This window comes from Pseudomonas sp. GW821-FHT09E04, from assembly GCF_059416185.1.
Genome location: NZ_JBWKOR010000001.1, coordinates 791,713 through 813,481, shown reverse-complemented (window position 1 = coordinate 813,481; position 21,769 = coordinate 791,713). Strand labels below are relative to the sequence as shown.

Sequence of the window (21,769 nt, the reverse complement as noted above, 5' to 3'; positions counted from 1 at the left end):
GCCGGTCATGAACAGCCAATCGAACCAGCAGGGGATGGCGATCATCAGTGCGCTGCTGATTGCGGCGGTGGTTGCGGTGATCGCCGCCGGCATGCTGACCCGCCAGAGTGTTTCGACCCGGGCGCTGGAAGCCGAACAACTGCGTGTGCAGGGCCGCTGGGTGTTGCACGGCGGGTTGGAGATCAGCCGGCAATTGTTGTGGGATGCGCGGCAGCGCGATCCGCTGACCCGCCTCGATCAGCCTTGGGCGCAGCGGTTGAACACCCAGGGTTTCGAAGGGCGGCTGGAGGACGAGCAGGGCAAGTTCAACCTGCGCAATCTGGTGGCCAACGAGCGGATCGATGACGCGCAGGTGCAGGCGTTCGAGCGCTTGTGCGAGTTGATCGGTGTCAGCAGCGGCTTGAGCCGGCGCATTAGTCAGCGGGTGATCGGCTCGTATCCGCACCTGCTGAATGCCCAAGTGGTGGACAAGCCTGTGGCGAAAAACACCTTCGACAGTGGGCGCGCCACGTCGCCGTCCGCTTCGCGCCAACCGCAATCGCCGACCTTGCCGATGCTGCGCACGCTTGACGATCTGCGCAGTGTCGACGGGGTCAACGATGCGGTGTTGGCGAAACTCGCGCCGTACCTGACGGTGATTCCGGCGACCACCTGGCTCAACGGCAACACCGCCACGGCACCAGTGCTGGCGGCTTATGTGCCGGGGCTGTCGCTGGAGCGGGCGCAGGCGTTGATCAATGAGCGCGACGCCGGGCGCTGGTTTATCAATCGCGGGGATTTCGTCAATCGCCTGCGACTGCCGCAATTGGAGATCACCAGCGTCAAGGTCGGCATCACCAGCGACTGGTTCCGACTGCGCGGGCAGGCGCGGCGCGATCAGCGGCGGGTCAACCTCGATGCGTTGCTGCATCGCAGTCAGGATCGGTTGCCGCAAGTGATCTGGTCGCGGGTGGGCGTATGAGCCAGTTGCGCGTGAGTTTGCCGCCGCTGGCGGAGCTGAGTCTCGACAGTGAAGTGGATTGTGCGTGGCTGGATCGTCAGGGGCAGGTCGTTCGCCAGGAACGCGTGCGGCTTGGCGCGCTGCCGAAGCAGCCGCTGGTGTGTTTTTTGCACCCGTCGGACAGCTTGTTGGCGAGTATCGATCTGCCGCCGTTGCCCGCGAACAAAACCGCTGCGGCTGTGCAGTGTGCGGCGCAGGCCTTGATGCTCGGTGACAGCGCCGAGATGCACATCGCCCACAGCACTCGCAATGAAAGCGGCCAGGTGCAGATTGCCTGGGTAGCACGCAAGGATTTGCAGCACCTCGGACAGTTCGGTTTGAACCTCAAAGGTCTGTACCCGGCGGCCTACAGTTTGCCGGTGATGAGCGGCGGCGTCGGCTGTCTGCACGATGATCATCTGTTGCTGCGCCACGGCCCGAATGCGGCACAGGTGCAGCCAATGATCGACGAAGCGTGGCTGCTGGAAACCGGTCTGCCCGCGCACTGGATCGGTGACGGCGCGCCACAAACGGTGCAGTCGATATTGGCCGACACGCAACGCTGCTCCGGCCCGTTGCCGAACTGGGGCCTGCATGGCGGCCTCCAGCAACCGGGCACCGAACATCGCGGTTGGGGCAGGGCGATCGGTTGCTGTGCGCTGGCGCTGGCGGTGTGGGTGATCGGTTTGAACCTCTACGCCGCCCACGAGGCCGGGCAGGGTCAGCAGCTCAAGGCGCAGATGGCGCAGCGGGTGAAGCAGGCGTTTCCCGAGCTGCCGGTGATCCTCAATCCGCTGCAACAGGCCCGTCAGCAAATTGCTGCGCGCCAGCAAGGCGCGGTGGATGCGCCGGGGCAGGATTTCACCCGACTGGTGTTGCAGGCCGGCAGCGGCATGCCGTCCATGGCGGGCACGGTGCAGCGGCTGGAGTTTGTCGACGGCGCGTTGCAATTGAGCCTGCTGCCCGAGGCCCGGCGTTCGGGCAACGACAAGGATTGGCAAGGCACGCTGGCCCAGGCCGGCATCAGCATCAGCCCGAATGACGACGGCTGGGTCTTGCGCCCGGCCGGCGAGGCGACCGCCGCCGACAACAACGACGACAGCAGCGGAGCCGAAGATGAATAGCCCATCGCTTGCGAAATACCGCACCGGTTGGCAGCGCTTCAATGCTCAGTTGCAGGCCCGTTGGCAGCCGTTGGCGCTGCGGGAAAAACGCATGGTGGGTGGTATGGCGGCGTTGTTGCTGGGGCTGTTTGTGTGGGTGGCGTTGATTCAGCCGCCGCTGAAGAAGATCGCCGCCTCTCAAGTCGAAACGCCAAAACTGCGCGCCCAGGCTGAAGCGCTGGAAGTGCTGTTGCGCGACGTCAGCGTGCGCCCCGACGGGCAAAACCTGGAGCAGTCGCTGCAACAGACCTTGCAGGCCAGCGGACTGGGCGGCCGTTACCAATTGGCGGCCGCGTCCGCTGGCTGGCAGTTGACCTTCGACGCGGCACCGGCCGACGCCGTGCTCGACTGGCTGCTGAGCCAACCCCGGAATTTTTCACTGCAAGTGGTCGAGGCCCGTCTGCAACGCGCAGACGACGCCGCGACCGATGACACGGCCGGCACTCTGTCGGGCACCGTACGCATGGATCAGGCGCTGGGCGCTAAGGAAGCTTCATGAAGGGGTCAGGGTCCAAACGCATGGCGTTGCCGATGCTGTTGATGGCATTGAGCGCGTGCAGCAACACCACACCACCGAATCAACCGCCGCTGCTGGTGGACAGCGAACTCGGCCGGCCGCTGGCCAACACCCAGCGCAGTGGCGACGCAGTGCTCGACCGCGAACGGGCGCAGGCTCAGGCAAGACCTGCGCCGAAGCAATTGCACAACATCACCGAACGCGCCCGCAGCGGCGGTTCGGCCCGGGGCACGACGTTGCCGGCCAATCCGCTGGGCGATCAACCGGTGACGCTGAATTTTGTCGACGCGGATATTCAAGCGGTGGTGCGGGCGTTGTCGCGTTCAACCGGTCAGCAGTTTCTGGTGGATCCTCGGGTCAAGGGCAACCTGACGCTGGTCTCCGAAGGTCAGGTGCCGGCGCATCAGGCCTACGACATGCTGCTGGCGGCACTGCGCATGCAGGGTTTCAGCGTGGTGGACGTCGGCGGCGTGGCGCAAGTGGTGCCAGAGGCCGATGCCAAGTTGCTCGGCGGGCCGATCTACAGCGCCGACAAACCGGCCGGCAACGGCATGCTCACCCGCACGTTCCGCCTGCAATACGAGAACGCGGTGAACCTGATCCCGGTGCTGCGCCCGATCGTGTCGCCGAACAACCCGATCAACGCCTATCCGGGCAACAACACCATCGTCGTCACCGATTACGCCGAGAACCTCACGCGGGTCGCGCAACTGATTCAGGGCATCGACACCCCGAGCGCCATCGACACCGACGTGGTGCAGATCCAGAACGGTATCGCCGCCGACATCGCGCCGATGGTCGCCGACCTGCTCGACGCGCCGGGCAATGACCTGACGCAGAAAATCGCAGTGATCGGCGACCCGCGCTCCAACACCATCATCATCCGCGCCGGCAGCCCCGAGCGCACGGAGCTGGCGCGCAACCTGATCTACAAACTCGACAACGCCCAGAGCAACCCGAGCAATCTGCATGTGGTTTATCTGCGTAACGCCCAGGCCGGCAAACTGGCGCAGGCCTTGCGCGGTTTGTTGACCGGCGAAAGCGACAGCGGCACCAGCGACAGTGCGCGCTCGGTGCTCAGCGCCATGGGCAGTTCCACTAATTCGAACGGTGGGCAGAACGGCCAGAGCGGCACGCAAACCAACGGCAGCACCTCGACCACCAACAGCGGCAGCACCAGCGGCAGCTACGCCCAGGGCAGCAGCGCCACCAGCGGCAGCAGCAATGCGCAAAGCAGTGAACAGAACGTTGCCTTCAGCGCCGGCGGCGTGACCATTCAGGCGGACGCGACCACCAACACCTTGCTGATTTCCGCGCCGGAACCGCTGTACCGCAACCTGCGTGAAGTCATCGATTTGCTCGACCAGCGCCGCGCGCAAGTGGTGATCGAGAGCCTGATCGTTGAAGTCGGCGAGGACGATGCCAGCGAATTCGGCGTGCAATGGCAGACCGGCAATCTGGCCGGCAACGGCGTGATCGGCGGCGCCAACCTTGGCGGATCGGGGATCAACGTCAATGGCAAGACCAGTGTCGACGTGTTGCCCAAAGGTCTGAACCTCGGCTACGTCAACGGCACCGTCGATATCCCCGGCATCGGCAAGATCCTCGACCTGAAAGTGCTGGCCCGGGCGCTGAAGAGCAAGGGCGGCACCAACGTGTTGTCGACGCCGAACCTGCTGACCCTGGACAACGAAGCGGCGAGCATTTTTGTCGGTCAGACCATTCCGTTTGTCAGCGGCAGCTACGTCACCGGCGGCGGGGGCACCAGCAACAACCCGTTCCAGACCGTGACCCGCGAAGAAGTCGGTTTGAAGCTCAACGTGCGGCCGCAGATTTCCGAGGGCGGCACGGTGAAGCTCGACATCTATCAGGAAGTCAGCAGCATCGACGAGCGCGCTTCGGCGGCTTCGACTTCGGCGGGGATTGTCACCAGCAAACGCGCGATCGACACCAGTATCTTGCTCGACGACGGCCAGATCATGGTGCTCGGCGGTCTGCTGCAGGACGGCTACAGCCAGAGCAACGACGCAGTGCCTTGGTTGTCGACGATTCCGGGGATCGGCGCGCTGTTTCGCAACGAGCGCCGCTCGATCACCAAGACCAACCTGATGGTGTTCCTGCGCCCGTACATCATTCGCGACAGCGCGGCGGGGCGCAGCATCACGCTTAACCGCTACGATTTCATGCGCCGCGCTCAGGGTGGTCTGCAACCGGAACGCAGCTGGGCGATGCCGGACATGCAGGCGCCGCAGTTGCCGACCGCTGCGCAAGGCGTGCCGGCGACGCTGCCGGGGACAGGCCCGCGCGCGACCATCAAAGCGGTGCCGCTGCAATGAGCGCATTGCCTTACGCCTGGGCCAAGGCGCAGCGGATTCTGCTGCGCGACGGCGTGCTGACGGTGTGCCCGTCGACGCCGGGCTGGTCGATCAGCGAGGTGCGGCGGCAGTTCGGCGCGGCGAAGCTTGAGCGGGTGCGCGATGACGAACTCGACGGCTTGCTCGCCACAGCCTACGCCGACACTGGCAGCGCGGCGGCGGTGGTTGGCGCGGCGGAAAACGAAGTCGACCTCGACCGCCTGATGCAGGACATGCCGGAAATCACCGACCTGCTTGACACCCAGGACGGCGCGCCGGTGATCCGCATGATCAACGCCTTGCTCACGCAAGCGGCGCGGGATGAGGCCAGCGACATTCACATCGAACCGTTTGAAACCCATTCGGTGGTGCGCTACCGGGTCGACGGTACGCTGCGCGACGTGGTCTCGCCGCGCAAGGCGTTGCACGGTGCGCTGGTGTCGCGGATCAAGATCATGGCGCAGCTCGACATCGCCGAAAAACGCCTGCCGCAGGACGGGCGCATTGCGTTGCGCGTGGCCGGGCGGCCGATTGATATTCGCGTCTCCACTGTGCCCACCGGTCATGGTGAGCGGGTGGTGATGCGTCTGCTGGACAAACAGGCCGGGCGTTTGCATCTGGAAACGTTGGGCATGGATGCGCAGGTGCTGGCGAAACTCGATCACCTGATCCGCCAGCCCCACGGCATCGTGCTGGTCACCGGCCCGACCGGTAGCGGCAAAACGACGAGTTTGTATGCGGCACTGGCACGGCTCGATGCGAGCACCAGCAACATCCTCACCGTGGAAGACCCGGTGGAATACGACCTGCCGGGCATCAGCCAGATTCAGGTCAACGCCAAGATCGACATGACCTTCGCCCTCGCGCTACGCGCCATTTTGCGGCAGGACCCGGACATCATCATGATCGGTGAGATCCGCGACCTCGAAACCGCGCAGATTGCAGTGCAGGCTTCGCTGACCGGTCACCTGGTGCTCGCGACCCTGCACACCAACGACGCGGTGTCGGCGGTCAACCGCTTGGTCGACATGGGCGTCGAGCCGTTTCTGCTGGCCTCGTCGATGCTCGGGGTGTTGGCCCAGCGGCTGGTGCGGCGGCTGTGCAATCAGTGCAAACAGGAAGACCCGGCGACGCCCGGCACCTGGCGTCCGGTCGGTTGTGCGGCGTGCAATCACACCGGTTACAGCGGCCGAACCGGCATTCACGAATTGTTCTGCATCGACGACGACATCCGCACCCTGATTCACCAAGGGGCAGGGGAGCAGGCCTTGCGCGCAGCGGCGAGCAAGGCCGGGATGTTCAGCCTGCGCGAGGACGGCGAGCGCTGGATTCGCAGCGGTGCCACGGCGCCGGAAGAAATCCTTCGTGTGACACGGGACGCCTGATGAATCGCTATCGTTTTGAGGCCGCCGATGCCAGCGGCAAGATCGAATCCGGGCATCTGGAAGCGGAGAGTCAGGGCGCCGCGTTTGGCGTGCTGCGCGGTCGTGGCTTGACGGCGTTGTCGGTGGAGAAGGAAAGCAACGTCTCCCAGCATGGCGGCGGTGGCTTGTTCAGCGCCAAACTCTCGGACAACGATCTGGCGTGGGCCACGCGGCAACTGTCGAGCCTGCTCGGCGCCAGCCTGCCATTGGAAGCGGCCTTGAGCGCCACCGTCGAACAGGCCGAGAAAAAGCACATCGCTCACACCCTCAGCGCCGTGCGCGCAGACGTGCGCAGCGGCATGCGCTTGGCCGAAGCACTGGCGGCGCGGCCACGGGATTTTCCGGAGATTTACCGGGCGCTGATTGCGGCGGGCGAGGAGTCTGGTGATCTGGCGCAGGTGATGGAGCGGCTGGCGGATTACATCGAGGAGCGCAACAACCTGCGCGGCAAGATTCTTACCGCGTTCATCTATCCGGGCGTGGTCGGGCTGGTGTCGATCGGCATTGTGATTTTCCTGCTCAGCTACGTGGTGCCGCAGGTGGTCAGTGCGTTTTCCCAGGCGCGGCAGGATTTGCCGGGACTGACGCTGGCGATGCTCAATGCCAGTGATTTCATCCGTGCGTGGGGCTGGCTGTGCGCCGGCGTCATGGCCGGCGCGTTCTGGAGCTGGCGCCTGTATCTGCGCAATCCGGCGGCGCGCTTGAGTTGGCATCATCGGGTGCTGAAGTTGCCGCTGATCGGGCGGTTTGTGCTGGGGCTGAACACCGCACGGTTCGCCTCGACCCTGGCGATTCTCGGTGGCGCCGGGGTGCCGTTGTTGCGCGCGTTGGAAGCGGCGCGGCAGACGCTGTCGAATGATCGTCTGAGCCTGAGCGTCAATGAGGCCACCGCCAAGGTGCGCGAGGGCGTCAACCTGGCGGCAGCGCTGAAAGTGGAGAACGTGTTCCCACCGGTGCTGATTCACCTGATCGCCAGCGGCGAAAAAACCGGCGCGCTGCCACCGATGCTGGAACGTGCGGCGCAAACCCTGTCCCGTGATATCGAGCGCCGGGCGATGGGCATGACTGCGTTGCTGGAGCCGTTGATGATCGTGGTGATGGGCGGGGTGGTTTTGGTGATTGTGATGGCGGTGTTGCTGCCGATCATCGAGATCAACCAACTCGTGCAGTAGTTTTCTCAACTTTTTTTACCGGTGCCGGATCTCACCCGAGCGCCAAAAACAGCATCCTCGGGTTCTCCTTTCTGTCATCTGCAACGGCCCTTCAAGGGCTGTGGCCGATTCCCTCGAAAAGCTTGTCTTAGACACGCCGGATAACCAGCAGAACACCCGAGTAAATCCCTCGAAAATCAGCCTGCACCTCCCGAGGTTTTTTCCTTTATCTGTCACCGGAAACTGCGAATTTCTCAGTGCGACTTAACCACGGACCCCGCTTGCGAAGGTCAGCGGTGAGTCCTCCCAGTGTCATGCAAGCAATCCGAAAACCTGTGTTCCCAACCTAGTTGAAAAGGAGATTCTTCATGTTCAAGCGCACTCTGATCGCAGCTTCCCTGACCGTCGCTGCCCTGGCTTCCGCCCAGGCCATGGCCGCCAACGTAACCGGTGGTGGCGCGACTCTGCCTGCCGCTCTGTACAAAGGTTCTGCCAACAGCATCCTGCCAGCCAACTTCAGCTACCTGGGCACAGGCAGCGGCGTGGGTAAAGTGGCTTTCCTGACCAACGATTCGACGCAGTTCAAAACCACCGGTACGGTTCACTTCGCTGGCAGCGACTCGGTGCTCAGCGCTACCGAAATCGGTAACTACAACACCGCTTACAGCACCACTTACGGCCCGCTGATCCAACTGCCTTCGGTCGCCACTTCGGTTGCCATTCCTTACAAAAAGACCGGCCAGACCGCTCTGAACCTGACCAGCGCTCAGCTGTGCGACGTGTTCTCGGGCACTGCCACCAAGTGGGGCGACCTGCTGAACAACTCTGACGCCACCCCGATTCGCGTTGTGTATCGCTCCACTTCCAGCGGCACTTCGGAAATCCTCACTCGCCACCTGAACGCGGTTTGCCCAACCAAGTTCGCCGTCACCACCACGTTCGCCAACACCCTGAAGCCAGCCGGCACTCCACTGCCAACCACTTTCGTAGGCGTGGTTAACACCTCTGACGTCGCTGCTGCCGTGAACGCTGTTGACGGTTCCATCGGCTACGTGGGTCCGGATGGCGTGAATGCCAACAGCAATGCCGTCGTTTCGCGCGTCAACGGTGTTCAGCCGACCACCGCAAACGTCACTACCGCATTGTCTTCGGCCACACTGCCAGTCAACCCGGCTGATCCAGCTCAGTGGGCTCCGGTTGTTGCCAACCCAGCCACCGGTTACCCAATTGCTGCCTACACCAACTTCATCTTCGGCCAGTGCTACAAGGATGCATCCGTGGCTGCTGACGTGAAGGCCTTCCTGACCACTCACTACAGCGTTCCAGGCAACACCGTTGCGACCGTAGCTCACGGCTTCAGCGTGGTTCCGACCAACTGGAAAAACGCTGTGACCGCCAACTTCATCACCAACTCCACCGGCAACAACCTGGACATCAACAACGCCAGCGTCTGCAACACTGTTGGCCGTCCTCTGTAAGGTTTCACTTCAAGTCAGCGGTTTGAATGGCAGCCCCTTTTGGGGCTGCCATTTTTTTTGCCGGAACCGCGCGCAATTACTCCCCCAACATGAAGTTTGTGTGACATCCGTTCGGTCGTGCCCCTTGCCAACCGCCTATGTCCTAACAGCAGGTGGTTGCCGACCTGCAGCTCTTAAAAGGATCTCGTAGTGATGCTCGCTCGCCCATCCCGTCGTCGTACCAACGTCCAGTCTTTCAAGCGTGATGCCATGGACCCGGCATTGTGGCTGCTCAAGCCGCTGGCTCAGGCGGTGGCGTTGTGTCTGGTGGCAGGCAGTGCGCACGCGCAAACGGCGTTCAGCTCGGGCTGGTTTGCCGCCAAGGGCGCCGCCCAGCAAGCCGCCGCTGCAAGGCCCGGCACCGGTGGGTTACCGGGAATGACGCCGCCATTGGCGCAGCAACAGAAAGCCAATCAGCAATTGCAACGTTCGATTCAGACGTTGAACAACACCGTGGCCGCGATTGCCGCGCAGCAAGCGGCTCAGGCTGCCGGGCGCTCGGCGGCGTTGGGTACGGTGCAGTTTGTGCCGGATGGTCTGGGCGAGGGCGGGTTGAAGGTCGATAACAGCCTTGCCCAGGGTTGGCAGAATGCCAAAGGCCCGCAGCAGTCCCAGGCCGATGGCAAGACTACGGTGAAGATCGAACAGACCGCCGACAAGGCGATTCTCAACTGGGAAACCTTCAACGTCGGCCGCAACACCACGGTCGAGTTTGCCCAGCAATCGAATTGGGCAGTGCTCAACCGGGTCAATGATCCGAGCGCACGCGCCAGTCAGATTCAGGGGCAGATAAAGGGCGACGGCACGGTGATGCTGATCAACCGCAACGGCATCGTGTTCAGCGGCAGCAGCCAGGTCAACGTGCGTAACCTGGTGGCCGCTGCCGCCAATATCACCGACATCCAGTTCCGTGACCGCGGCTTGTACTTCGACAGCAACGCCAGTCAGCCGACCTTTACCGACGCTGCCGGCAAGGTACTGGTAGAGCGCGGCGCGGCGATTGCAACCCACGCGCCCGCGACGTCCACCGATGCCGGCGGCTATGCCTTGCTGCTGGGCAACGAGGTGCAGAACGACGGCAGCATCAACACCGCCAAAGGCCAGACCGTGCTCGGCGCCGGCGATCGTTTCTATATCCGCAAAGGCTCGGGTACCGAAGGCAACGGCTTCTCCACGACGTTCGGCAGTGAAGTCGTTCCGGGCTTCAAGGCTGGCAGCAGTGCCGGCAAGGTCAGCAACAGCGGTTTGATTCAGGCCGCCACGGGCGACATCACCCTGACCGGCCATGAGGTGCAGCAAAACGGTGTGCTGCTGGCCAGCACTTCGGTGGCAACGCGCGGCACCATCCACTTGCTCAACCCGGCCACCGACACCAACGGCAGCGTCACCCTGGGGCAGGGCAGCGCCACGGCGATCTTGCTCGACAGCAGCGATCTGACGGCACTCGACAGTCAGCACAAAGCCGCGCTGACCGGTGTCAACGCCAACAACAAGGTGCGCGGCGACCAGTCGCGTATCGAGGTGCAGAGCGGCGGCAGCGTCGAGTTCCAGAACGGCTCGATCACGCTTGCCACAGGCGGTCAGGTCGCCGTGACGGCAGGGCGTCGCAGCCTGGTGCGTGACGGCGCGATGATCGATGTGTCCGGCGCCATCGGCGTAAAAGTCGCGATGGAATCCAACAACATCAAAATCAACGTACAGGGCAACGAGCAGCGTGATGCGTCGGTCAACCGCGAGAGCGGTGCGCTGAACAGCAATGACGTGTGGGTCGATGTGCGCGAACTGGTGTATGTCCCCGCCGGCACCAACGGCTATGCCACGGACCGCTGGTACACCGCCGGCGGCTTGCTCGAAGTCGGCGGCTATCTGGGCACGCAGAACCACAGCATCGGTGAGTGGATGGCGCAAGGCGGCCGGGTCAGTTTCGCCGGCAATGATGTGGTCACCGAGCAAGGTTCGTTGATCAATCTGTCCGGCGGTACGCTGGATGTACAGAGCGGCGAGATTCGCCAGAGCTGGCTGCGCGGTGCCGACGGGCGTCTGTATGAAATCTCTCGAGCGCCGGGAGATATTCTTTACAGCGGTTTGTACAAAGGCTACGAGGACAGCAGCAAGCGCTGGGGCCAGACGAATTATTACTACAGCCCGCTGATCGCGCCGACCAAACGTGTCGAGTCGGGCTACACCGTGGGCCGCGATGCCGGGCAACTGGTGATTGCGACCAGCAGCGCCGTGCTCAACGGGCAAATGCTCGGCGAGGTGTATCAGGGTGAGCGCCAGACCCAGTCACCGCGTGCTGTACTGGACGGTTATGAACAGTCTCAGACAGCCGTGGCGCGGCGTGCGCAACTGATCGTCGGCAGTTATGACCCGGCCTATGTCGCCTCCGCTGGCGGCCTGTTGTACGGCCTCAATCCAACGTTCGACCAGGTACGTATTGGCGGTGAGAAACCGGCCGATGGCAATGACCAGAATCTGCTCGCTTCAGTGTCCGAGGCGCGCAAAGGCAAACTGTTTCTCGATGCCGATCAACTCAACGGTTTCAGGCTGGGCGCTCTGAAAGTGTCTGCCAAAGACCTGATCGACGTTAACGATGCGCTCAAGGTCGATGCCGGCGGCGACATCACGCTATACGCGCCGGATGTGCAGATCGATGCCGATCTCACGGCCCGCGGTGGCAGTGTGCGTTTGGGTAACGTGCTCAATCAGCTGCAGCTCAACAAGGTCGCTGACACGAAGATTTCTGCCGCGACAGGGCACGCAACCCGCGTCACTGTGGCTGACGGTGTGCAACTGGATACGCGCGGTCTGTGGAGCAATCTGGGCACCAACCCGGATGACGGCAGCCACCTTGCGTATTTGAACGGTGGCCTGATTTCGATCCGCAGCAGTGGCGATATCGACGTCCAGGCCGGGAGCTTGCTGGATGTTTCGTCTGGCGCCGCTGTGCTGGCGAACGGCAAGACTCGCGGCGGGAAGGGCGGCAGTGTGACGCTGGAGTCCAGCGCCAACGCCGCGCCAGGTAACACACAGCTCATCCTTGATGGTGATGTGCGCGGATACGGTGTCACCGGGGGCGGCACGCTGCTGGTACAGGCCAATAAGGTCATGATCGGGCAGACCGACCAGACGCTGGCCGAACGCACCTTGCAACTGGCACCGAACCTGTTCGGCAAGGGCTTCTCGGCGTACAGCATTATTGGTTTGAACGGCCTGGAGGTCGCCGACAACAGCGTGCTCGACGTCACGATGCCGGTCTATCGTTTCGCTGAAGCGGCGTCGAAACAGGTCAGCGGCGTCGATCCGCAGACGGCACTGGAGTTGTGGACGCCGACGCTGTTCCAGGAAAACCCGACCAAGGCTGTGTTGACTCAACGAGGTGGCGCCAGCCTGTCGTTGCAGGCTGGATCGAGCGAGGCCGGCCTGATCGATCCGCTCAAGTCCGCGTTGACGCTTGGCGCGGGTTCACGCATCAGCGTCGATCCCGGGCAACGGATCGGTCTGCGCGGGCCGGGGCAGATCACGGTGAATGGCGAACTGAACGCGTGGGGCGGCACCCTTGATATTCGCCAGCAGCAGTTCGGCTTGAGCGATCCGGCCGAGAATGCCCTGGAAGCCGCCAATCAAGCCCATAACCGTTCGATCTGGATTGGCGAACGCGCCGTGCTGGATGTGGCCGGTCGCGCGACCACGGCAGTCGATGCACTGGGACGCGTCTATGGCCAGGTCGGCAAGGGTGGCAGCATCATCATCGGTGGTGAAATCGATGCGAAGAAGGCCACCGCCACGTCGGCCGACGCTTATGTCATCGTGCGCAACGGTGCACGTCTTGACGCTTCTGGCACTCAGGCGGTGCTGGACATCGCCGGTCAGGGGTCGACCACGGTTGCCACGGATGGCGGCAAGATTTCCCTGAGTTCCTACAACGGCCTGTTTATCGACGGCGATCTGCGGGCGGCGGCGGGCGGTGCAGGTGCTGCCGGTGGTCGACTGGACATCGCACTGGAAACGCCGATCTACAATCCCAACCTGGCCACCAACGAGGTACGCCTGCCAAGGGAACTGATCATTGGCCAGGGTAAGGGCGAGCCGCTGTTGCCGGCGGATCTTGAGCCCGGTGAGGCAGACCGGCAGTTGGTCTACGGTCGCACGCGGCTGAGTGCCGATGCATTGATGACAGGCGGTTTCGATCATCTTGGCCTGTTGAGCAACGGCTTGATTTCCTTCGACGGCGATGTCGACCTGCATCTGAATCAGAGCTTGAGCCTGTATGCCGGCGCCGTGTCGCTGGCCGAAAACTCGAAAGGCACCGCGCGAATCAATCTGTCTGCGCCTTACCTGCGAATGCTGGGCACGGGCGTCTATTACAGCTCCAACGCCGTCATCCGCCCAAGGGTCATGAATGCGCCGACACCGAACCTGTCGGCGGCGCAGTTCGTCGCCACGTCGAACCTGCTGGACATCGGCAACAGTCTGTCATTCGGTACGTCGGGTTCGATTGCGCAACTCAATGGCCCGGCCCGGCAGGTTGGTCGCCGTGGCTTCGCCCAGGTTTCTCTCGCCAGTTCGGGTGATATGCGGTTTCTTGCCTCCACCACTGGAACACAGTCCGAACTCTGGGCGGCGGGTGACTTGAGCCTCAGCGCGGCTCAGATCTACCCGGTGACTGGGGCGAGTGCCAGGGTGCGTGCCGGTTTTCAGCAGGAGACGTCACCCTCTGAAGGTACTCTGCGCATTCTCTCCAACGGCGCGGCGCCGACTGCGCTGCCTTACTCGGTGTTCGGCAATCTGACGCTCGCTGCCAGCCGCATCGAGCAAGGTGGTGTGCTACGGGCGCCGCTCGGTTCGATCATGCTGGGCGAGAACACCAAGTCAGTGCTGACCCGTGAAGTCCAGCTATTGCCCGGCAGTCTCACGTCCGTCAGCGCTGCCGGGTTGGTCATGCCTTACGGCGGTACAACCGATGGCATCGACTATCGCTACAACGGCAGCCCTGTAGCGCTCAAAGGGATTGTCGGCGCTTCGACGGGAGTGACCCTGCTGTCGCAATACATCGACGTCGCGTCAGGTGCCGTGATTGATCTTTCGGGAGGCGGCGACTTGCGTGGCGCAGGCTTTGTCTCCGGTCGTGGCGGTTCGACCGATGCGCGTTTCAACCCGTTGGTACGCAATGCCAATGACGGCACCTTCAGCCTGCCGGGGCTGGCGAGCAATCCGGTTTATGCCATCGTGCCGGGTAATCAGAGTGTTTATGCGCCGGTGCTCGCCGAGGCGGGGGCGGTCGATCCGCGTATCGGCCAGCAAATTACCATCGCCGCCGGTGTGCCGGGGCTGGCGGCCGGCACTTATACCTTGCTGCCGTCGACATTCGCCTTGTTGCCCGGTGCATTTCGCGTCGAGGTCAACGGTCAGGTCATGGGCGGGCAGACCGGTGCTGCGTTGCAGATGCGCAACGGTTCATGGACCAGCAACGGGCAGATGTCGATCGCCAACAGCGGTGTACGCGACAGTCTCTCCAGCGCGCTGATTCTGACCTCGGCCGATGTACTGCGGCGTTATTCGCAATACAACGAAACCGGCTTCACCCAGTTCATCAAAAACGATGCGGCGCGCCTGGGCGTGTCACGGGCGCTGGCGCCGATGGATGGCAAGTTGCTGGAGCTGCGTTTCAACAGTGGCGGGGACCGTGACATTGCCCTGGACTTCAACGGACAGGTGCTGTTCAAGCCGACCGAGGGCGGTGTGGCGGGTACCGCCGTTGTGCGTTCAGTCGATGGCACCATCGAGGTGTTGGGTGCGGGTCGACAGCGTACACAGGGTTTCACGGGTATTTCGCTGTACGCCGACAGCCTGAATCAAATGAATGCCGGGAGGCTGGCGATTGGCGCCTTGCCAACGGTGGACTACGGCAGTGGGGGCAATATTGTCACCTTCGCCAACAACATCGGCTCCGACAACATCACGGTGCGTGAAGGTGCCGTGCTTTCTGCGCCGGAAGTGGTTCTGCGGACTCGCAAGATCGACGGCACCATCACCCTTGAGGCCGGCGCGGGTATCAACACGCTGGGACGTGGTGACGCCCCGTTCGATTCAACCGACGGGTTTGTCTACGACCCCGGCAATGCCAGCCTGCTGCTGGTTTCCAATGGCTGGAACAGCGTGCTGGCACCGGCGAAGGCCGTGGGTATCAATGGAGCGGGCAGTATCCGTATCGGCAGCTGTTCGCTTGAGCCGTGCAGCAACCCGGCGATACTTTACTCCAACGGCAGCATCACCGCGGCGACCGACAATCAGTTTGAGCTGAGCGACGCGGTGCGTTTCGGCACACGCCACCTGGGGCTTGCGGTGGGTGCGATCAATGTCGGTAATGCGCAGGCGCTGACGGGTGCAGAAGGGCGCGTGCCAGTCGGCCTCACGCTGAGCCAGAACGTGCTTGATCGTCTGCTGCGGGGCGATACGCAATTCGGTGCTCCGGCGCTGGAGTCCTTGAGCCTGACAGCCCGTGACGCCTTCAACTTCTTCGGCAGTGTCTCGCTCGATACGCTGGACCCGCAAACTGGTCGCAGCAATTTGCAAAACCTGATCCTGACCACACCGGCGATCTACGGACAGGGTGATGCCCGGGATGTCGCAACCATCCGTACCGCCAACCTGATCTGGAATGGTGCCCCGCAAGAGCCGGGTGCAGTGGTCAAGGGCGGGGCCGGCAGCGGTCACGGGACCCTCGACATCCAGGCGCAGCGGATCGAATTGGGCTATGGGCCAAGTCCGCAACCGAGTGGACTGGATCAGAACGATCGCCTGGCGTTGGGTTTCGCCAACGTCAATCTCAGGGCCAGTGAGCGCATTACCGCCAACCACAAAGGCAGCCTGTCGGTGTACCAGGAACAGGGCGCGTATGACCCGGTCAAGGGCTACACCTACAGCGGCGGCAACCTTACGCTGCTGACGCCGTTGCTGACGGGCGAAGCAGCATCGGTCAACGCATTGAAGGCGGGCAACAATTTGACGCTCACCGGTACCGGTGGCGCTGCATTGGCCGATGCGCTGGGCGCAGAGCTGAGTCTTGAAGCGCGCAACGTCGTACTCGACGGCCGTATCGTGCTGGCCAGCGGCAAGCTGCAGGTCAAGGCAGAAGGCGACCTGAGCCTGACCGGCAACGCGCAACTGGATCTGGCCGGGCGCACCTTGCCGTTCAATGACGTGAAGAAATACAGCTGGGGCGGAGACGTGTCGCTCTATAGCCACAACGGCAACATTCGCCAGGCGGCGGGCTCACGTATCGACTTGTCGGCGCAGAACAATCAGGCCGGCAATCTCAGTGCTGTGGCACTGGCGGTGAATGCGGGGGAGGTCGATCTGCAAGGTGAAATCCTCGGTGCCAGCAGCGGCTATTACGATGCCGGCGGTACGCTGGTGCCGTACAAGGCCGCCGGTGTGGACATCCGTGCGCAACGGCTGGGTGGCGATTTGAATGAACAGTTCGCCGCACTCAATCAGCGCTTGAACGCCGGGCAGGTGTTCGGCAGTCGCAGCTTCCAGTTCAAACAGGGTGACCTGCTGATCGGCGACGGGCTCAAGGCCGGCGAAGTCAATGTGGTGGTGGACAATGGCAGCCTCACCATTGGCGGTCGTGTCGATGCCAGTGGTGAGCGGGTCGGCAGCATTCGCCTGTCCGGCAAAAACGGCCTGACCCTCTCCGGTAATGCCGTGCTCGATGCCCATGGTCGTGTGTTGCGGGTCGACAGCTACGGCAAGATCATCGACGCGCCGAACCGCGCCATGGTCGAACTCAATTCCGGTGATGGCTTGCTCACACTGGCCTCCGGTGCACGGATCGATCTGCGTCATGGCACCGATGCAGTCAATGGCAAGCTGCCAGGGCAAAACGACGGGATGCCGCGCGGTACGCTGGAGTTGAACGCGCCACGGCTTGGCGTCGGTGATATCGCCATTGATGCCAGCGGTACGCTGACCATTGAAGGGGCGCGCTCCATCGGCCTCAATGGCGTGCGACGTTATGCGGATGCCCGCGATGGTGTCGATCCGGCCGCCAGCGGCCGGCCGTATCAGGTGATCGATCAGGCCATGTTCGTTCGTATCGACGGTGACAACACCACGTTCATCGATGCGGCGCTGGCCAACAATGATCTGCTGCAACGCAAGCTCGCCGGGCTCAACAATGCGTCCTACGCCGATGCGTTCCATCTGCGACCCGGTGTCGAGATCGTCAGCAAGACGGCCGATGGCGATCTGGTGGTAGAAGGTGATATCGACCTGTCGCATTACCGCTACGCCAGCCTCAACCCGAACTCGCAGAAGACGCCGGTCTATGGCTCTGGTGAGTCCGGCAGCCTGGTGATTCGTGCCGGCGGCAATCTGGATATCTACGGCAGCATCAACGACGGTTTCGCCAAGCCCCTGGAAACCGTCGATGATGCTGGCTGGAAACTGCTGCCGGGTGTCCAGCCGTTTGGCGGCGACCTGATTGTACCGGGCAGCGGCGTGACTCTGGCCGAAGGCACTCTGTTTCCGGCGGGCACCACGCTCAATTACGACTTGCCGATTCAAGCGGCCACGCTGGCGGGCGGTACGTTGCTGCCGACCGAAGGCGTTCTGGTCAACGCCTATACGATCAGCGCCGGCACGGTATTGTCAGGCGCCGTGCATGATGCATCGGGCAACCTGTTGTACGCCGCCGGCACCTTGCTCAATGACCGCGTGACATTGCCGGCAGGCAGTCGGCTGGGGGCTGGCACTCGATTGAACGATGCCACCAGCCTGCTTGCCATGCTCTGGCCAAAAGATGTGCCGCTGCCTCGTGCGATCGGGGCGGATAACAACGCTGTGGGCGTTAAATTGCGCGGCCCGCTGGCGTTGTTGCGCGGCTCGCTGATTCCGTCCATGACCGACGTCGTGCTTGCCGATGGCACCGCATTCATTGAGCTGCGTGGTTACACAAACACAACGCAGCAGGGCAGCAACTGGGCCATCGCGAGCATGCTGGCACCGGGCAGCACGTCGTGGTCGATGCGCGTAGTGGCCGGCGCCGACCTTGAGTCCGCCGACAGCCGTGCGTTGAAGCCGCTGACGGCTGACGGCAATCTGCGTCTGGCGGATACCCATTACGGGTTGAAAGTGACCGAGAAAAAGCTCGACACCAAATGGGCTGAAGGCAACTCCAAGAACCGCCCGGCCGGTTCGGTCGTGACCGATGCCGATCTGCATTTCTGCGATGAAAATCCTGCGGACTGTGTCGCTCCCGCCAAGTTCCTGTGGGCCGAAGGCAACTGGTTGGGCAAGGAGCCGGGTACACCGATCAGTGAAGAGGATCTGTACTGGTGCGACATCGATCCGGGTGGCTGCATGCCGAACAAGGGTGGCATCGCTGTCACCACTCACTCGCAAATGTTCAGCGTGCTGCGCACCGGTACCGGCGATCTCGATCTGTTGGCGGCCGGCAACCTGAGCATGGATTCACCTTACGGTGTGTACACGGCCGGCACTCAGTCCAGCGACATCGATCAGCGATATAACCAGCCACGTGGACGTTTGACCGACGACAACTCGGTGTTGGGCAGTAAAGGGGCGGACTACGAAAAATGGGTCAATGGCGGTACCGAAAGTCTTTATCAGGCCTGGTACCCGACATTGGGTGGCAACCTGACGATCAATGCCGGCGGCTCGGTGTCCGGTGATGCGGTCGGACGTCGTGGGCCGAGCAACACGGCGGTCTATCGAGAGCAGGTGGCCAGCGCATCGGTGGGCAACTGGCTCTGGCGTCAGGGCTCGGGCAACAGCAATGTGCCGACGGCGTGGTGGATCAACTTCGGCAGCTATGCTACCCAGCCGCTGCCTGGTGCGGGCAGTGATACCGCCCCTTACCTGGTGGGCTTTACCGGTTTCGGCGCACTCGGCGGCGGCAACGTCAGCCTGCGAGCCGGAGGCGATGCCGGTATGCTCAAGCCGCTGGGCGACAGCGTGACCAACCCACGCAGTCAGGGTCTGATCGTTGCAGTGGGCAGTACCGGACGAGTGGGCAGTGATGGCAGCCTGCAATTGACCGGTGGCGGCGACATGGACATTCGCATTGGCGGCATGCTGAACCCGTCATTGCAGGCACGTGCCGGGCAAACCGGTACTGCCACGCCACGCCACGATTTGCAGGGTGCGTTGATCAACCTGCGCGGAGCGGCACAAATGTCGGCTGGCGCATCGGGTGCGATCAAGCTGCAGTATGGTGCTTACGCAACCTATCAGGACCCGCGCGAAACCCGGGCTTTCGATCCGTTTACCTCGACTCTGGGCAGTGCTTCCGGTGGGCTGGTGCTGATACCCGGCGACTCGGGCATGCGCTTGAGCACCCGTGGTGATCTGGTCCTCGGTGGCGCAGCCGACCCTGGGCGGGTCCAACTGCAGAACTCCACGCCGTTCACGGATGCAAACGGTGTTGTTCACGCAGGAGGCGGCTTGTCGGCTTTCTCGTTGTGGACCGATCACACGGCTATCGACTTGTTTTCGGCGGGGGGCAACCTGACGCCAAGTACCCAATTGGCCGAAACCGACTCGCAGGGGGCTGTCCCGAATCTCAACACGTCCCCCACTGACGGACGCTTCGTGTATCCGTCGATTTTGCGTGCCGTGGCAGGGCAAGGTTCCATCTATGCCGGTGCTTCGGCCACGTTCAGTGAAAACGGGACGCCTGCCGCAACGAACTATTCACTCTTGCTGGCGCCTTCAAGGGCGGGGCAACTGGAAATGCTGGCCGGTGACTCGATCTACGCCGGTGGCTACGCGATCAATCAGTCCGGCGCCAGCCTGTTGGCCATTGCAACGCCGTTTGCCCCTGCGTTCACGGGGTATGCGCAATACACCGACAGCAGGCCGACAACGAGTAACTACAGCAACGATGGCATAGCACCGCGTCTGAACTCGCGTTATCCATTGTTCGCTTTTGGTGCCGACACCTACTCGGGATTGAGCGGCGTACAGGCACCGGCTCGTTTTTATGCATTGTCCGGTGATCTGGTGGGTGTGCGCAGCGGCGAAACCCTGTCTTTTGCAACCACACTGCGCACCTGGTACGAAGCGGCAGCACCGGTATGGATGCTGGCGGGGCGCGATATCGTGGCGTCGGGTGCCAATCTGGGCCAGCCGACAAGGGCGCCGAAGGAAATGGGGAATAACGAAGCCATCAGTTCTTCGGGCAACCTGTTCATTCACAACAGTGCGCATGACGTGTCACGGGTTTCCGCCGGCCGCGACATCCTCTACAGCAGCTTCGACATCGCCGGTCCTGGTCTGCTGGATATGAGTGCCGGGCGCAACATCCTGATGGAGGATCGTGCCGGCATCAGCAGCATCGGGCCGCTAGTGGCCGGGGATAACCGGCCTGGCGCCAGTGTGGTCATGCAGGCGGGTGCGGGCGCGCAGGGCGTGGATTATTCGCGGTTCATTGCGCATTACCTGAACTCGCAGAACCTTGCCAATCCTGATGTGCCCCTCAGTGGTCAACCGGGCAAGGTGGTCAAAACCTACCTCGACGAACTGCAGAGCTGGCTGACCCTCGGCTACGGCTTCAGCGGCAACGCAGAACAGGCGCAAGCCTTCTTCGCTGCGCTGCCAAGCGCCGAGCAGGCGATCTTCGCCCGTCAGGTGTACTTCGCCGAACTGCGTGCCGGCGGCCTGGAATACAACGACGCCGATGGCCCACGCAAAGGCAGTTATCTGCGCGGTCGCAACGCCATTGCTGCGCTTTTCCCGACCACCGATGTGGCCGGCAACCCGATCCGTTACGACGGCGATATCACGCTTTACGGCGGCGCCGGGGTCAAGACGCTGTTCGGTGGCGACATCCAGATGCTTACGCCGGGCGGTGGTCAGGTGTTCGGCATCGAGGGCGCGGCGCCGCCGTCCACGGCGGGCATCATCACTCAGGGCTCGGGCAACATTCAGCTCTACTCCCAGGGCAGCATTCTGCTGGGGCAGAGCCGGATCATGACCACGTTTGGCGGCTCGATCCTCGGCTGGTCCGCCGAGGGCGACATCAACGCCGGTCGCGGCTCGAAAACCACCGTGGTCTACACACCGCCGAAACGCGTGTACGACACCTGGGGCAACGTGACCCTGTCGCCATCAGTGCCGAGCACCGGTGCCGGTATCGCCACGCTCAATCCGATTGCCGAAGTGGCACCGGGGGACATCGACCTGATTGCGCCGCTGGGCACCATCGATGCGGGCGAGGCGGGGATTCGCGTCTCGGGCAACGTCAACATCGCCGCGCTGACGGTGGTCAATGCCGCCAACATTGCGGTGCAGGGCAAGGCAACCGGTGTGCCGGTGGTCTCGGCCGTCAATACCGGGGCGATCACCTCGGCCAGCTCGGCTGCGTCATCGGCGACCCAGGCAGCGGAAGACGTCGCCCGTCAGCAGCAAGCCGCCTCGCGCCAGAACCAGGCTTCGGTGTTCACCGTGCAGGTACTCAGCTTCGGCAACGAACAACTGGCCCCGACCCGCGATGGCGCCAGCCGTGCACCTGCACCGGGCTACAACCCCAACAGCCCGGTGCAGGTGCTGGGCGCCGGGGCGCTGGATGAACAGGCGAAACAGCAGTTGACCGAGGAGGAGCGGGGGCAACTGACGTTGTAAAAGGACTCTCGTGTAG

The 21,769-nt window shown here is 62.9% G+C and carries 8 protein-coding genes; all 8 read left to right on the top strand.

The genetic code is table 11. From position 1 onward, the window contains the following. Positions 1-7 precede the first annotated feature (7 nt). On the top strand, positions 8-961 hold the full coding sequence (gene gspK, locus AC07N4_RS03590; RefSeq protein ID WP_493064963.1) for a type II secretion system minor pseudopilin GspK: 954 nt from the start codon (positions 8-10) through the stop codon (positions 959-961). Next, on the top strand, positions 958-2,103 hold the full coding sequence (gene gspL, locus AC07N4_RS03585) for a type II secretion system protein GspL (RefSeq protein WP_493064962.1): 1,146 nt from the start codon (positions 958-960) through the stop codon (positions 2,101-2,103). The genes gspK and gspL overlap by 4 nt, the downstream gene beginning before the upstream one ends. After that, positions 2,096-2,641: a type II secretion system protein M gene (locus AC07N4_RS03580; protein ID WP_493064961.1), complete on the top strand. Its 546-nt coding sequence runs from the start codon at positions 2,096-2,098 to the stop codon at positions 2,639-2,641. Before gspL ends, AC07N4_RS03580 begins: the two co-directional genes overlap by 8 nt. Further along, complete coding sequence (gene gspD, locus AC07N4_RS03575) at positions 2,638-4,995, top strand: type II secretion system secretin GspD (protein WP_493064960.1); 2,358 nt, start codon at positions 2,638-2,640, stop codon at positions 4,993-4,995. Before AC07N4_RS03580 ends, gspD begins: the two co-directional genes overlap by 4 nt. After that, complete coding sequence (gspE, locus tag AC07N4_RS03570; protein ID WP_039768906.1) at positions 4,992-6,398, top strand: type II secretion system ATPase GspE; 1,407 nt, start codon at positions 4,992-4,994, stop codon at positions 6,396-6,398. The genes gspD and gspE overlap by 4 nt, the downstream gene beginning before the upstream one ends. Further along, positions 6,398-7,609, top strand: a complete 1,212-nt coding sequence (gene gspF, locus AC07N4_RS03565) for a type II secretion system inner membrane protein GspF (RefSeq protein WP_102621804.1) — start codon at positions 6,398-6,400, stop codon at positions 7,607-7,609. Before gspE ends, gspF begins: the two co-directional genes overlap by 1 nt. A 347-nt stretch (positions 7,610-7,956) precedes the next feature. After that, positions 7,957-9,066 (top strand): substrate-binding domain-containing protein, encoded by a 1,110-nt coding sequence (locus AC07N4_RS03560; RefSeq protein ID WP_102621803.1) that lies wholly within the window; start codon positions 7,957-7,959, stop codon positions 9,064-9,066. Between the two features lie 192 nt (positions 9,067-9,258). After that, positions 9,259-21,753 (top strand): filamentous hemagglutinin family protein, encoded by a 12,495-nt coding sequence (locus tag AC07N4_RS03555; RefSeq protein WP_493064959.1) that lies wholly within the window; start codon positions 9,259-9,261, stop codon positions 21,751-21,753. Positions 21,754-21,769 lie beyond the last annotated feature (16 nt).